17 protein-coding genes are annotated in these 13240 nt (G+C 67.2%); 7 read left to right on the forward strand and 10 right to left on the reverse strand.

Annotation, left to right across the window (positions count from 1 at the left end; all coding sequences use genetic code 11):
- Positions 1–41 precede the first annotated feature (41 nt).
- A complete protein-coding gene (locus CRP27_RS11035; RefSeq protein WP_176505559.1) occupies positions 42–1682 on the reverse strand; it encodes a cell wall-binding repeat-containing protein in 1641 nt (546 codons plus the stop codon).
- Positions 1683–1933: 251 nt separating this feature from the next.
- Here CRP27_RS11035 and CRP27_RS11040 point away from each other — a divergent pair, with 251 nt between their 5' ends.
- Both CRP27_RS11040 and CRP27_RS11045 read left to right on the forward strand, forming a co-directional pair.
- Positions 1934–2560 carry an HD domain-containing protein gene (locus CRP27_RS11040; RefSeq protein ID WP_097180705.1) on the forward strand — a complete coding sequence of 209 codons (627 nt, stop codon included), beginning with the start codon at positions 1934–1936 and terminating at the stop codon, positions 2558–2560.
- A 230-nt stretch (positions 2561–2790) separates the two neighbouring features.
- Positions 2791–3078: a hypothetical protein gene (locus tag CRP27_RS11045; protein WP_097180706.1), complete on the forward strand. Its 288-nt coding sequence runs from the start codon at positions 2791–2793 to the stop codon at positions 3076–3078.
- Positions 3079–3133: 55 nt separating this feature from the next.
- Here the strand turns inward: CRP27_RS11045 and CRP27_RS11050 are convergent, their stop codons facing one another.
- Positions 3134–3505, reverse strand: coding sequence for a hypothetical protein (locus CRP27_RS11050; RefSeq protein ID WP_097180707.1), 372 nt, complete (start codon positions 3503–3505; stop codon positions 3134–3136).
- A gap of 106 nt (positions 3506–3611) precedes the next feature.
- Here CRP27_RS11050 and CRP27_RS11055 point away from each other — a divergent pair, with 106 nt between their 5' ends.
- Positions 3612–4076, forward strand: coding sequence for an XRE family transcriptional regulator (locus CRP27_RS11055; RefSeq protein WP_097180708.1), 465 nt, complete (start codon positions 3612–3614; stop codon positions 4074–4076).
- 236 nt (positions 4077–4312) lie between these two features.
- Positions 4313–4456: a HepT-like ribonuclease domain-containing protein gene (locus CRP27_RS18250; protein ID WP_176505560.1), complete on the forward strand. Its 144-nt coding sequence runs from the start codon at positions 4313–4315 to the stop codon at positions 4454–4456.
- Between the two features lie 82 nt (positions 4457–4538).
- Here CRP27_RS18250 and CRP27_RS11060 read toward each other — a convergent pair whose 3' ends face one another.
- A complete protein-coding gene (locus tag CRP27_RS11060) occupies positions 4539–6023 on the reverse strand; it encodes a HEPN domain-containing protein (RefSeq protein ID WP_097180709.1) in 1485 nt (494 codons plus the stop codon).
- A 551-nt stretch (positions 6024–6574) separates the two neighbouring features.
- Here CRP27_RS11060 and CRP27_RS11065 point away from each other — a divergent pair.
- Both CRP27_RS11065 and CRP27_RS11075 read left to right on the forward strand, forming a co-directional pair.
- Complete coding sequence (locus CRP27_RS11065; protein ID WP_097180710.1) at positions 6575–6892, forward strand: hypothetical protein; 318 nt, start codon at positions 6575–6577, stop codon at positions 6890–6892.
- Between the two features lie 725 nt (positions 6893–7617).
- On the forward strand, positions 7618–8106 hold the full coding sequence (locus CRP27_RS11075; protein ID WP_097180712.1) for a hypothetical protein: 489 nt from the start codon (positions 7618–7620) through the stop codon (positions 8104–8106).
- Between the two features lie 62 nt (positions 8107–8168).
- Here CRP27_RS11075 and CRP27_RS11080 read toward each other — a convergent pair whose 3' ends face one another.
- Entirely contained in the window at positions 8169–8489 is a 321-nt protein-coding gene (locus CRP27_RS11080) for a hypothetical protein (RefSeq protein WP_097180713.1), read from the reverse strand.
- 175 nt (positions 8490–8664) lie between these two features.
- Positions 8665–9597, reverse strand: a complete 933-nt coding sequence (locus tag CRP27_RS11085; protein WP_141399743.1) for a hypothetical protein — start codon at positions 9595–9597, stop codon at positions 8665–8667.
- On the opposite strand from CRP27_RS11085, the gene CRP27_RS18380 reads away from it, so the two are divergent.
- Positions 9578–10309 (forward strand): tyrosine-type recombinase/integrase, encoded by a 732-nt coding sequence (locus CRP27_RS18380; RefSeq protein ID WP_255257547.1) that lies wholly within the window; start codon positions 9578–9580, stop codon positions 10307–10309. The two genes, CRP27_RS11085 and CRP27_RS18380, sit on opposite strands and share 20 nt — an antisense overlap.
- A gap of 18 nt (positions 10310–10327) precedes the next feature.
- Here the strand turns inward: CRP27_RS18380 and CRP27_RS11095 are convergent, their stop codons facing one another.
- From CRP27_RS11095 to ychF, 5 genes are read right to left on the reverse strand one after another with little or no spacing between them, the layout of a single operon-like run.
- Positions 10328–10795 carry a phage tail protein gene (locus tag CRP27_RS11095; protein WP_097180715.1) on the reverse strand — a complete coding sequence of 156 codons (468 nt, stop codon included), beginning with the start codon at positions 10793–10795 and terminating at the stop codon, positions 10328–10330.
- A gap of 31 nt (positions 10796–10826) precedes the next feature.
- On the reverse strand, positions 10827–11351 hold the full coding sequence (locus CRP27_RS11100; protein WP_097180716.1) for a GNAT family N-acetyltransferase: 525 nt from the start codon (positions 11349–11351) through the stop codon (positions 10827–10829).
- Positions 11352–11355: 4 nt separating this feature from the next.
- On the reverse strand, positions 11356–11631 hold the full coding sequence (locus CRP27_RS11105; protein WP_097180717.1) for a DUF1778 domain-containing protein: 276 nt from the start codon (positions 11629–11631) through the stop codon (positions 11356–11358).
- Between the two features lie 41 nt (positions 11632–11672).
- On the reverse strand, positions 11673–12089 hold the full coding sequence (locus CRP27_RS11110) for an NUDIX domain-containing protein (protein ID WP_176505561.1): 417 nt from the start codon (positions 12087–12089) through the stop codon (positions 11673–11675).
- 14 nt (positions 12090–12103) lie between these two features.
- The gene (gene ychF / locus CRP27_RS11115) at positions 12104–13177 is read right to left on the reverse strand and encodes a redox-regulated ATPase YchF (RefSeq protein ID WP_079238397.1); all 1074 of its coding nucleotides are present in this window, start codon (positions 13175–13177) and stop codon (positions 12104–12106) included.
- Positions 13178–13240 lie beyond the last annotated feature (63 nt).

The raw sequence follows: 13240 nt of genomic DNA on the forward strand, positions 1-13240 counted from the left end.
GGTGCCAGCTGGCACCGCGCCTCCAGTCCGTCCGTGGCGCGTCAGCGGCAGATCGGGAGGTGCGCCATCGACGGGCTGAGCCGTCCGCCCACCCGGACGACCCGGGTCACGCCGAGCTGTTCGAGCGCATCGGCGCTCGGGTGCTGCAGGCACGTCGGCAGGGTCGTGATGAGCGGCGCACCCTCACTCGCGGCGAGCGCCGACGCGGCGAGGGCATCCGGGAAGTCCTGGCCGTCCACCAGGAACGCCGTCGAAGCGCTGCCGACCGACCGCTCGGCGATCAGCCGCGAGGTGTCGTACCGCGTGGTCCCACGCAGGGGTGTCACCGTTCCGCCGTCGCCGCTGTGCCCGGAGAGCTCGGTCGCGTAGTCGTCGGTGATCATGTTCTGTCCGCCGACGACCGTGGCGTAGGAGACCTGCTTCTGGTCGAGGAACCGTTCGGTCGCCGCGTCGGGCGTCCCGCGTCCGTCGACGAGCAGCAGGGGCTGCTGGTCGATCCCGTCAGCGGTGGCGGCCGAGAGCGCGTCGGGGAAGTTCCGGCCGCCCGCCATCGTCATGACCGCCTGCACACCGGGGAAGTAGGCGTTGTCGAGGTTGCGCGAGACCTCGTACCGGTCTCGCCCGTCGATGCGGGACAACCGTGCGGCAGGCACGGCGGAGTGGAGCTGGTTCCAGACGGCGTTCGAGACCGAGGGGGTTCCGCCGACGACGACGATGCGTGTGGGCCGCAGCTTGATCACCTCGGCACGGGTCGCCGACGGCAGTGACCCGGTCGCCGTGAGCATCAGCGGGGCGTGCTGCTGCGCGGCGGCGGGCGCGGCCGAGAGCGCGTCGGGGTAGTTCTGCCCCGACGTGACGAAGACCGTCCCGCCGGACTTGTAGACACCGTCACGGATGCCACGCTCGGTGACGGCGGCGCTCACGGCCCAGCGGTCGGGACCGGAGAGGAGCGTCGACGCGTCGACATTCCCGAGGGTGGCCGTGCGGACGGTGGCGTCGAACCCGTTCAGGTCGTCGCCGGCCCGCACGGTGAACGTCGTGGCCTCGGTGATGTTCCGTCCGCCCCACCACGTCGACCCGACTCCGGACCTGTCGCCGTCGTCCTTCGCGAACCGGAGCTTGTAGGCGCCGGGCATGACGCCGCCGACGGTCCACCGGCCGGGATCGGACGCTGGCCCGGGGGTCGCGTACCCGCCGTAGCCCCCGCTCTCGGTCACCCGGTGCCAGTGCCCCTGGTACTGCGACCAGAGCTGGACGTCGACGGTGCCCCGCTGTGCGCCGGCGTCCCCGGCGGTCACCCTGCCGCTGAGGGTGGCGGAGGCGACCAGGCTGATGTCGACGCCCGTCAGGGTCCCGCCGGCACTGATCCGCTTGCCGGCCTCGATCGTGGAAGCACCGCCCAGGTAGGTGCTCGTCACGTCCTCGGTGGGAGCCGAAGCGAGGACCGTGTACGTCTTCCGAGGCACGTTCTTGATCGTGTAGCGGCCGTTCGCGTCGGTGGTGGCGAACAACTGGCTCCCGCTGCACCACTGGTAGCAGGCGTGCGCCTCCCGTCCGACAGCGGTGAGCTCCACGATGGAGTGCGCCACCGGCAGGGTGTCCGCGGTGATCCGGCCGGAGACCGTGCCGCTGCCGGTCGCCGCGGCCGGCGAGGTCGTCCCGAACACCCCGGAGGCGATCACCGCGACGATGGCTCCTGCTGCGAGGACGAGGGCTGCCGCGCGCGAGCGCCCGGGAACGGGAACGAGAGCGACTGTGCTGCCGCGGCGATGAACGAGCATGACCGTCCTGTCGGGAGGCCGTGGTCCTGCGACGACGGGCGGCCGTTCCCTCGACCCGATGCGCGTGACGACGATAGCGGGGGCACCGGACGTTCGCCCTCCCCCAGAAGGGGGCAGCCGCAGGCCGTGTCCTCGACCGCTACGGTCGTGCCATGGCCCTCGACGTGGACGCACTGCTCGCACCGCCCTCGCCCGTGGCCGCGCGAGCGCTCGACGTCGTGCGGGCGTGGTCCTCGCCGGCGCTGGTGAACCACTGCCTGCGCTCGTGGGCGTGGGCGTCCCTGCTCGCACCGACGATCGACCTCGAACCCGATCGTGAGCTGCTGTTCGTCGCGACGATGCTGCACGACCTCGGTGTGACCCCGACCTTCGACGCGCACGCGGTGCCGTTCGAGGACGCCGGAGGGGCCGTCGGCTCCGTGTTCGCGCTCGGCGCGGGCTGGGGCGCCGCTCGGGCCCGCCGGGTCGGCGAGGTGATCGAACGGCACATGTGGACGTCCGTCGACCCCGCTTTCGACGCCGAGGGGCACCTGCTCGAGGTCGCGACGTCGCTCGACGTCTCCGGGGTCGGGTTCGCTCGGTGGAACGCGTCCGACCTGCGTGCCGTCACCGATGCGGTCCCCCGACTCGACTTCTCCCGGGCCTTCGACGGGTCGATCCACGAGCAGGCCTCTCGCAAGCCGTCCTCGTCCGCTGCCCGACTCGACGCTTCGGGGAACGTCGCCGCCGGCGGGACCCGTTGGACATCGTTCCTGGACAATCCGGCCACCGTCGGCTAAAGTACCTATTTGGTGCACTGCAGCGAACCCATCTGACTCGCGCACACCGAACCGTCTCGAAGCCGATTCACCCGAATCGCATTCCCACGAGACCACCGCTCGATCCGAACGGACGAGCTGCACGTCGAAGCTCGACGTGCGCGCCCCGCACTCGACGCGTCGCGCCGGACTCAGCCGTCCGCCGACACCGAGGCCCTGGGCGCCGAACGACCAGGAAGTACCGCAACACCATGACCAGCAACGAACGAATCACCATCATCGGCACCGCACTCGCGGCGCCGACCATCACACCCGACCGCATCGCCGAGTTCGGTGTGCGCGATGAGCGCTCGCAGCGCGAGTACCTCGTCCGCATCCCGGCCGACGACCTCGGTCGCTTCATCACCCGTGGGTCCCGCGTGGACATCGACGGCGAGGCCGGCTGGACCGTGCCCGGCCGCTCGTGGCGCGGCGAAGCGAGCCGCACGCTCGTGCAGGCGCAGTCCGTCCGGACAGGCGACCTCGCACTCGCTGCCTGAGCCCCACGCTCCACACACGAATGCCGCCGAGCAGTGCTCGGCGGCATTCGTCGTCTCAGGGTCGGGCCGTCCCGCTCACGTCGGGATCGTCGGGGAGGTCCGGATCGTCCGCCCCCACGAACCGCTGCCCGCCGTCGACGTCGAGTGGTCGCTCCGCGCCGGCTCGGACCGCGGCGTCACGCAGGTTGCGGATGAACCCGTGGTCCTCGGGTTCGAGTTCGTCGTCCGGCGCCGTGCTCACGGTCAGTTCGCTCGCCGGCCCGACGAGCACCGTCGTCCGTGTCACCGATCCGTCGTCCCCGACGGACGGGATCGAGACCGTGTCCGTCCGGCCGTTCGCTCCGAGGACCGCTGCGTAGTCCGCGACAGCGTCGGCGATCAAGTCCCCTGTCAGGATCAGGGTGCCGTCGTAGTGGATGTACTTCACGTTTCCTCCTAGCAACCGACGGTAGGTACCGGCGATGCACGTGGGCACAAGAAGCGCGTTCGGTGGCCAATCCGGCACTATAGTCAGGAGCTATAGGAGGTAGACGATGCGGATCGAACGCGCAGCCGAGCTCATCCGAGCTGCTCGCGAGGACGTCGGCATGTCACAGAGCAGCCTCGCCGCCGCCGCCGGCATGCAGCAGCCGACGATCTCCGCCTACGAGAGCGGGCGGAAGCAGCCGCGTCCCGAGTCGCTCGATCGCATCATGACAGCGGCGCGCACCCGTCCGAGCATCCCGCTGGCGGTCTACGCCGACGACATCCGTGACGAAGCGAGACGATTCCATCTCTCGAACGTTCGCGTGTTCGGGTCCGCGATCCGAGGTCAGGACAACGAGAACAGCGACATCGACCTGCTCGTCTCCCTGACCCCTGGCGCTTCACTGTTCGATCTGGGTGGGTTCGCGCACGAAGTCGAAGCGATCACCGGGTTCGATGTCGACCTGCTCACTGACGACCTCGAAGACGACGAGCACTTCCGACACGTGCTGGACGAGGCGGTCCCGCTGTGACCTCCAAACCACAGTTCACGCCTCGACCCCGAGTCGACGCGGACGACGTCGCCCAAGACGAGCGGTGGCCTGCGCTCGAAACGGCGTTCCTCGATCTGCTCGGCGAGTGCTCGATGATCGTCGAACACGGTCGGGAGGCGTTCGACGCACCCCGGAGCCTCACTTACCGAGCAGCGGAAGCCGTCGTCATCCATTTCGATGACCTTCTCGGGCGGCTTCCTGACGCACGGGCAGCAATGCTCCCCCGAGGCCTGTCGCTCACCGCCGTCCGCCGGACACGGAACATCCTGTCGCACGACTACCGCAAGGCCCGGAAGGAGATCGTCTGGGACGTCATCGAGCACCGGATCCCGGCGGTCATCATCGCGATCGTCGGCTGACCGGACGGGGCGGGTTCGACACTCGTCTTGGACGACACAGAGTTGCACGGCCCGAGCAGCGCCACGCAGAAGGAGTCGCCTGTCAGTCTGCTTTCCCGCGCCCGAACCACTGGCGGCCTGCTTGCGAGGTCGCTCTCAGTTGTGGGTGGTTCCGCACGATCTCGCGTTGTTGTTCCGATGAGAGTCCGATCTCATGCAGCACGTTGAGGATCACGACCGCGGTGGTCACGTTCACGACCGCGACCAGCTCGAGTGACGAGTGGGACCGCGTAGTGCCCTCATGAGCAAGGTCGTTCCGAGCCTGTGTCGTCCTCTTCGCCCAAAGCTCTGCATTCGGGACGAGGACAGCCATAGCCTGCGAATCGGGACGCGCCGCGAGTGCGAGGAGCCGATCACGTAGTGTGGGGTCGTTTCGGACTGCCCTGCGGAAGCGGTCGCGATGTTCCGCGGGCACCTGTGAGAGCATCGCTTCTCGCATCGTCCTGAACTGAGCCTGTGGGAAGGGCTTCTCGTCTATGCGGAGGCCGCGATGCAGTACCTCGGCAGCGCCGACTGCTGTCAGAAGGTTGTTCTCGACGAAACGCGCCGGTGCATAGCGGAGTCCAAGGATCATGTTGATGGACGCCTGGAGGCGTTCGTGTACTTCGCACCATCGAGGCACGACCTCCTCGAACGGAAGTACGCCGCATGTGAAGAACGCTTGGTGCTCATTGACCGCCTTCGCGTCGTGCCTGCCTAACGCCGCTGGCGAGTACAGCACATGGGCGTACCGCCGCGGAGCGGGACTGCCGTCTGGCAGGACGGAAGCGGTGCCAGCAACAGCCAGCCGGAGCCAGATCAAGCCGGCTGCGCGGTGCATCGCGACGGCGATCAGGTCCTGCAGCTGGCGAGCGGCTTCCATCGCGCCAGCCAAGGAAGAAGGTGCACTAGGGATTACTCGAATAGCGACAGTGTCCCGCATACGACCGATCGTCGATCCCTTTCGATGGTCGAAGAACGGCAAAGTGTGCGTGTGGGAAAGGTGATACTCGGTGCCATCCACGGTGACCGAGACGTTTTCGACCGGCTTCGCGGAGATCGTCCCGGTGCCGTCGAACTTGCCGTCACTGGTACCCATGTGGCCTTCGAACACGGACGACGACGCCCAGACCCCGAGGTCCTCAATCGAGATTTCCATCGCGGAGAAGACAGGGTCGACTTCTCCGTTCGCGTGCACACCGATCACCGCGAACGTTGCAGTTACGATCTGCTTGTCCGGACTTTCGACTCGAGCGAACATTGTCCGCTTCCCGCCCGTGGGGACGCACTGGAGGAGCGTGATTTCCCGCTGCTCAGCCACACCGTGGATGACATCCCACGTCTGACGGCCTTCGTGGACGGCTGTCACTCCAGGTCGGGGGTGCGACATAATCCTGTCTTCGAATGCGCCGATGAGCGAGAGTGAGAGCCCGCCACTACCGTCGTAGCGCAGCACGCCAGGGAGCCGTTCGTGGGGCCTATCGGACAGCCACCACAGTCCTGCCCACTCAGCCGTCTCATCTAGGTTAAGAGGGTTATCTCCCGTCATTCGCGCACGCTCCTCGATCGCCCCCGCGCCGTATGGCGGCTCCCTCAGCAGCCGGGTTGGCGTCAATCTAACGCAAACGTCTCACGGCGCACGATCCGTTCGGACGCCGTCGCAACCGGTGAAGTACTCGGCACCGGCGAGATACCTGCCTCAGCAGCTAGCGCTCACGAGGAAGGTTGTCTGACCGCGCGCACCGTCGCTCCGGGACTTGCGACTCCTGACGCATCCACGATGTCCGTCGTGGAAGCACGACGATCGTGCAGACGACGGGATTACCGCAAACAGTCGGAATGCATGGGCGACAAAACTACCGGCCTCCGTCGAGGCCAACTCGGGGTGATCGATGGCGTCGATCGAAGCGCTTGCGCAGCGAGAACAGGGACAAGTCAATGCTCGCCCCTGACGACGAAGAGGTCGGCGCTTCGTGTGGATTCGAGTCCAGCGTGGCAGGCCCGGTTTCATGCGGAAGTGGGCTCGGTCCAGCGTTGTCGGGATGAGGCCTGTTGTGGGGCTTTTGCGGACTCGCTGCGGACTGCGCCTATCGTGCAGTGATGGTCGACGACATCGAAACCATCATTCGTCGCATCGTCCGCGAAGAGCTCGGGCGGTTCTTCGATCGGCACCCGGATGGTGCGGAGACAGAATCGGCCCCAGAGCCGGCATCCGGCGACACGGCACGGATGTTGTGGGACGTTGCTGGTGTCGCCGAACTCACCGGCCTCTCCAGGCAGTACATCCGAAACGACATCCGCGACGAGAAGCTCGACGCCGGTCGTCTCCATGGGAAGAAGTTCGTGATCGACAGTCGCGAAGCGCTCAGGTATGCCGAGTGGCTTGCTGCCGACCGCCCCGAGAGCTCGTCCGGCTGACAACGGCAGCGAGCGGCACTATCGACGTGAGTTTGGCTACGGTGTCACTGTGGACTGGTGGGGGTACGTCACAGGTGGGATTGGCGCGGTGGGCGGGGTCGTCGGCACTTGGCGGGCGGTTGCCGTCGACCGCCGTACAAAAGCCCTGCAGCTGCTGTGGATAGCGAAGCACCATGAGGAGGCTGCATGGGAGGTTCGCTCGAACCTGCCGCGCACGGCCTACAACGTACGATTCGCACCCGAGGGCCGCTTCCGGGTCGCAGTGACGGATCGGCCCGACGAGCCGGTTGCGGCTGGGGACTTCCGGATCCTGCTCATGACCGTCCCCGTCACGATCGCCGCGAACGCCGTAGTCGTGACCTGGGAAACACGCCTGTTCTCATTCCGGCGAAGGCACAGCTTCCGGGTGCTTCTGCCGCCGCGGTCCTCCTAACTGTCGGAGGGTCATCGCGACGCTCTCACTGTGCCAAAGCGACGTCGAGACCGTTGGTCGCTGGGGCAGCCGCTTAGCCTGCCCGAGGTGGCCTAAGGTGGCCCCGTCTACGACCTTGCAGAGCCGGACCCAGTACTCGCCGGGGTCACGTTCCCCGGCCGCTCTCTCGAGGTCGAGGCACGTGTCATTGCCCATACGAGCGGGCCGTGCTCGTCGAGTGGGGGTTCGGTCAAGCTGTGGACTGCGCGTGGGTGTGGCGGGATGCGGTGACCAATCGCGATACCGTGACCTGATGGATAGCGCGACGGCCGGATTGCTCGGCGCTGCAATCGGCGGGGCCGCGTCGCTGCTTGGCTCCGCGGTGGCCCCCTGGCTCCGCGACCTCTCCGACCGGCGCTACGCCCGAAAGCGGACTCAAGCGCTCCTTGCGCGCGACGCCCTGGCGATAATGCTGACCGCAGCGACGGCCTCCACTCAGAACGTCGAACAAATCCGGGACGCAACGATGCGAGAAGCGGCGCTGCTGATGGAGATTCGTCTACTCGAGCGCAAGGGAAGTCGGGACGTCAGCAATGCGCTGATGTACGGCCTCACCATCGTCAGGATGGACCCTGCTCGAATCGCTCGTATGGCGACGGTCGTCGCGGAGGTCATCCCGCTCTGGCACGCGGGAAAGATGACTGGGGAGGCTGTGTTGGAAGCGGTCTACGCCGAGTTCCCTCCTCAGGAGGTGCTGACCCCCGAGCAGCTAGCCGAGGTCTTCGGGAACAGCCCGGAGTAAGTCGCAACGTCGAGACCCCCTCGTGCTCCGGAAGGAGCCCGAGGGGGTCTGCTGTTGTCGGGTCACATCTCGGGGAGTGTGAACTCGGGCACTGTGCCGTTCTCGTCGGGGAATCGGGGGATGGTGCTGCTGCTGAGGATACGTAGCCCTTCCGCGCCCGAGTTGTCTCCGGCCCAGAGCCGTCCGCTGATGAGCGAGGCAGCGTTGGACCAGAACCGGGTCGGCGGTACTGAGACCGTCTCGACGCCGGTCTCGTCCGTCTGCATAGCGAGCTCGCGGTCCCGGAGCTTCTCCCAGTCGGTGACCTCCACGTCCATCTCGATGATGAGCCGGAAGCGGTCGGGGGCGTCCTCGCCGCGCATGTACTTGTCGTAGTCACTCATGCGTCGATCCTCGCTGGAAGGGGCCCTGAGCACTACTCAACGTCATCGATGCGGTCTCCGCAGGGCCCGCAGACGACGTAGCGGGTCGCGGCGTCCGCGACGACCTGCAGTCGGATGGTGACGGTCTCGTTCTCGCAGCCTGCCGTCCGACAGGTCACGTCGGCGGTGGTGAAGGTCAGTGTTTCGTCCATGTGTTGATCACCCCGCATCCATCGCTTGCCAGAAGATCGGTCCGGGCTTCCGGGACCCTGAGCTGAGGTTGGTCAGCGAGATCGTGAAACCGGTCCTGCTGCCTCCTTGCGGCGTGGCGTTGAAGCGGCCGTTGCTGGCCGAGCAGACGATCACCGGGGCCGATGAGAAGCGCCCGGGAGGGCAGCGTCACCGTGACTGACGTGTTGCCACCGGCGGCGACGGTCGCACTCGAGCTCGTCGTACCGGCCGCCATGTGCGCGGCAATGGACGGGTTGTTGATCGTCCCGGGGATGGACACCGTGCTGCTCGAATCGCCGAGGCCGACGTTCCCACCGTCGCCGTTGATGTATAGCGAGGTGGGCGCGCCGTTGTTCCGGACCATGAGCTCGTTGTCGTCCATGATCAGGTTCGCCCCGGCGTCGTCCCCAATCTGGAACGCGTGGAACGTGCTGGTCATGCTCGCATCGCTCGTGGCGGGTGCACGGAACAGGCGGGCGGTCATCGTCCCTGCGCCTGCGTAGACGTCGTCGAACCACGCGACTCCATACGCGCGGAACGTACAGCTCCCCGCGGTCGGCAACGCCTGGTTGCCGAATTGCGCGAACACGTCACCTCCGGTGCCGGAACCGATGCTGACGAGTCCGCCTCCCGCGCCGTTCGGGACGCCCTCGATGATGCCGGCGGTGACGGCTGTCGAGCCGTCCACGCCGTAGAAGTTCATCCGGTTGTTGGAGAGCACGACTCGCTTTCCGGTGGCCGCTGTCTGCACGATCGCGCCGGTGAAAGTGATGCCGGTGAAAGTGGTCGCGTCGATCATGCCTGCGGTGATCTTCTTCGCCTGCACGACGTTGGCGAAGAGGAAGTCGATGACTGCCTGCGACATGGTCGCGCCGGATGTGACGAACAGGTTCGACACGTTCGCGGTCTGGAAGTTCGCCGTCGACGCGGCGATCTTCTGCGCCACCGGGTCCGCGATCGCCGCGGACCCGGCGGTGAGCTTCGCGACGCCGAGGTTCGCGATGACCTCGGACCGGATCTGCTGCGGCGTCCACACCGGAGCGGCTAGCGTGCCCTTCTGCAGCCACTGCCCGGCGACGTTCTTCGCCGAGTCCCACAGAAACCAGATCGACCCCGTCGGCGCGGTACCCGAGGGTGCCGAGGTCGAGAACAGGATCAGGGGCTTCCCGTCGGCTGCAGCCTGCGCAGCGATGGCGGCCGCGTCCAGGACCTTCTGCTCAGTGATCGGCTCCCACTTCGCCGTGTCCGGGTTGTACCGGTTCGGCGTGTTCTTCGGGTTTCCGTTCGCATCGGGCGTGATGTCGATCCACAGGTTGGCCGGGTTCGCACGGGATCCCGACGGTGCTGTCACCTGGACGATGACCTCACCCTTCCCGGCAGGCCACACGCCGCACGACCTCAGGCACTACTACGCATCGGGCCTCATTGCGAATGGAGCGGACGTCGTGACGGTCCAGCGAGCCCTGGGACACGCGAACGCCGCGACGACGCTGAGCACCTACAGCCACCTGTGGGCGGACGCTGAGGACCGCACGCGCGCGGCCGCGGCCAACCTCATGCGCTCGTCTCTCCGTTCTGCGGACTCCTCGCGGACTGACCGGGCCAACTAGGACCCGATCCGCATCAACTCAGGGGTGTTCGCCCTTGACGACGAAGAACGACCCCCGGATCGTGCCGGCGAGCTTCGACTTCTGTCGCGCGAACTTGAACTTGTCCGCGAGCTCGTCCGGCACCTCCATGCCGTCGGACAGCTTGAAGCCGACCGCCCGCTTCCCGCCGGGCTCCAGTGTGTAGAGCACGTTGACCGCGAGCCCGGATTCGTAGAACACGTACGTCCAGCGGACGCCGTCCACCAGGGCCTCGGTCGCCTCGAGCGGCGGCGATGCGATCACGAGACCGCGCTCCTCCTGGAGCACCCGTCCGACGTAGTCGACCAGGTCGGGGACGTCGGCGGCCGGATGGGTCGTGAACACGTGGTCGTACTTGTTTTTGAAGTACCGGGCCTCGTTGGCACGGAGCCCCGCGAGGGCGTCGGCGACCGGCGAGGACTCCAACCCGGTGGTGGACACGTTCACGAAGTCGACGACGTACGACATGGGGCCTCCTGGTGCTCCGCTCGTCGTGAACCTACCGCGCCGTGGCATTCGCGGCGACGATGGTCGCTTCAGCGTCCGCGACCAGCAGGTACATGCAACGCGATGTCTCCGGGATCACGGCGAACCCGAATCGCTCGTAGAACGCAGCAGCCTCGTCGTCGATCGCGTTCACGATCACAGCGCGCGCGCCGACGAGCCTCGAGGCCTCGATGCTCTTGACGAGCGCGTCCTGCAGCAGACTTGCGCCGAGCCCTAGACCCTGGAAGGCCAGATCCACCGCAAGCCGACCGATGAGGACGACGGGGATCGGATCGGGCATGTTCCGCCGCAACGAACCCGGAACGCCCGCCGACTGGAGCGAGCTGGCCGCGAGGCAGTAGTAGCCGGCGATCCGATCCGTCTCGTCGTCGATCGAGATGAACGTGCGGGATGCTCCGCCTGCCTCGTTGCGGATCGCTCGGATCTGCAGCCAGCTCGTCAGGGTGGGCTTGCCACATTCGAATTGGCTGGTGTCGTCGTGCTGCGTGATCGGCCGAGGGCGCCGGAGGACCGCCATCGCTTCAGTCGACGAAGACGCTGGGGCGAGCCAGGAGGTCGGCCAACCCGGCGACGGACCTCGCCGGGCGGTCGAGAACTGCGGAGAACGCGGCGAAGCTCTTGTCGGACATCGCGATCTCGCGCTCGCGGCGGATCGTGTCCTCCGCGTGTTCCACGAGGACGCTGACGGAGAAGTCGGTGATCGATCGGCCCGAGATCGCCGCGGCCGCTTCGATCTCGTGCTTCTGCTCCGGGGTGAGCCGGAGGTCGAGCCGGTCTGACTTGCGCGGGGCAACCATGTCGCAATCGTACGGCAGATTGCCGTACGTTGTCGACTCCGTCAGACCCGCCGTACATCGAGCAGCGTGCGGGCGAAACGGACGGCCGGGGTGACCGATGCGCTCGAGTCGAGGGCGAGGAGGACCACCCGAGCGACGTCCTCGACGCCTTCGATCGGCCGCACCGGCTCGACGACCCGGACGAGTGCGATCCGTCCACGATGCCGGAAGTCGATCACCGAACCGTCGCTCGCGCGATCGACGTGGAAGTCGAACCCGTGCCAGGACTCGATCGCAGCGACCGCGACGCCGCACTCCTCGACGAGTTCGCGCCGGAGCGTCTGCTCGGCGGACTCCCCCGGTTCGGGCGAGCCACCGGGCAGGTCGAACCACCCCGTGTACGGTCCGCGGGCCTTCTCGACGGTGACCAGTCGGCCGTCCTGCAGCCAGGCGCCGTAGACGCCGAAGTGGTCCTGCACGACGGGTGCTCCGCTCAGTTGTTGAAGCGGAACTCCACCACGTCGCCGTCCTGCATGACGTAGTCCTTGCCCTCGATCCGCGCCTTGCCCGCCGAACGGGCCTCGGCGATGGAGCCGGTCGCCACCAGATCCTCGAAGGAGATGACCTCGGCCTTGATGAAGCCCTTCTCGAAGTCGGTGTGGATCACGCCGGCCGCCTGGGGAGCCTTCCACCCCTTGCCGATCGTCCACGCACGCGCTTCCTTCGGCCCGGCCGTCAGGTAGGTCTGCAGCCCGAGGGTGTCGAAGCCGATGCGGGCGAGCTGGTCGAGGCCGGACTCGGTCTGACCGGTCGACTCGAGGAGCTCGGCGGCGTCGGCCGGGTCGAGCTCGATCAGCTCGGACTCGACCTGCGCGTCGAGGAACACCGCCTGGGCGGGGGCGACGAGCGCCGCGAGCTCGGCCTTGCGGGCGTCGTCGGTGAGGATCGCCTCGTCGACGTTGAAGACGAAGATGAACGGCTTGGCCGACAGGAGTCCGAGCTCCGCGATCGGGGTCAGGTCGATCGAGGTGGCGGACAGGAGCGTGCCTGCTTCGAGCGCGGCCTTGGCCTCCTGCGCGGTTTCGAGCACGATCGGCTCGGCCTGCTTGAGCTTCACGGTCTTCTCGTACCGGGGCAGGGCCTTCTCGATGGTCTCGAGGTCGGCGAGGATCAGCTCGGTGTTGATGACCTCGAGGTCGTCCTTCGGGGAGACCTTGTTCGCCACGTGCACGACGTCGTCGTCGGTGAAGCCGCGGACGACCTGCGCGATGGCATCGGCCTCACGGATGTTCGCGAGGAACTTGTTGCCGAGCCCCTCACCCTCGCTCGCACCCTTGACGATGCCGGCGATGTCGACGAACGACACGGGGGCGGGGACGGTCTTCTCGGAGTGGAACAGCTCGGCGAGCTGGTCGAGGCGCGGGTCGGGCAGGTTCACCACGCCGACGTTCGGCTCGATCGTCGCGAACGGGTAGTTCGCGGCGAGGACCTGGTTCTTGGTCAGGGCGTTGAACAGGGTCGACTTGCCGACGTTCGGGAGACCGACGATTCCGATGGTGAGTGCCACGGGAGTACAGCCTACCGGCGGCCGCACGCCGGAGCCGCGCCGCGCCTCCAGGCCGTCGTACCG

The organism is Curtobacterium sp. 314Chir4.1 (assembly GCF_900215175.1).
GTDB lineage: Bacteria > Actinomycetota > Actinomycetes > Actinomycetales > Microbacteriaceae > Curtobacterium > Curtobacterium pusillum_A.

Excerpts from the sequence above, each read along its gene's own strand:
- CRP27_RS11040 (WP_097180705.1), top strand. The coding sequence starts at position 1,934 with ATGGCCCTCGACGTGGACGCACTGCTCGCACCGCCCTCGCCCGTGGCC.
- CRP27_RS11045 (WP_097180706.1), top strand. The coding sequence starts at position 2,791 with ATGACCAGCAACGAACGAATCACCATCATCGGCACCGCACTCGCGGCG.
- CRP27_RS11055 (WP_097180708.1), top strand. The coding sequence starts at position 3,612 with ATGCGGATCGAACGCGCAGCCGAGCTCATCCGAGCTGCTCGCGAGGAC.
- CRP27_RS18250 (WP_176505560.1), top strand. The coding sequence starts at position 4,313 with ATGCTCCCCCGAGGCCTGTCGCTCACCGCCGTCCGCCGGACACGGAAC.
- CRP27_RS11060 (WP_097180709.1), bottom strand. The coding sequence starts at position 6,023 with ATGACGGGAGATAACCCTCTTAACCTAGATGAGACGGCTGAGTGGGCA.
- CRP27_RS11065 (WP_097180710.1), top strand. The coding sequence starts at position 6,575 with ATGGTCGACGACATCGAAACCATCATTCGTCGCATCGTCCGCGAAGAG.
- CRP27_RS11075 (WP_097180712.1), top strand. The coding sequence starts at position 7,618 with ATGGATAGCGCGACGGCCGGATTGCTCGGCGCTGCAATCGGCGGGGCC.
- CRP27_RS11080 (WP_097180713.1), bottom strand. The coding sequence starts at position 8,489 with ATGAGTGACTACGACAAGTACATGCGCGGCGAGGACGCCCCCGACCGC.
- CRP27_RS11095 (WP_097180715.1), bottom strand. The coding sequence starts at position 10,795 with ATGTCGTACGTCGTCGACTTCGTGAACGTGTCCACCACCGGGTTGGAG.
- CRP27_RS11100 (WP_097180716.1), bottom strand. The coding sequence starts at position 11,351 with ATGGCGGTCCTCCGGCGCCCTCGGCCGATCACGCAGCACGACGACACC.
- CRP27_RS11105 (WP_097180717.1), bottom strand. The coding sequence starts at position 11,631 with ATGGTTGCCCCGCGCAAGTCAGACCGGCTCGACCTCCGGCTCACCCCG.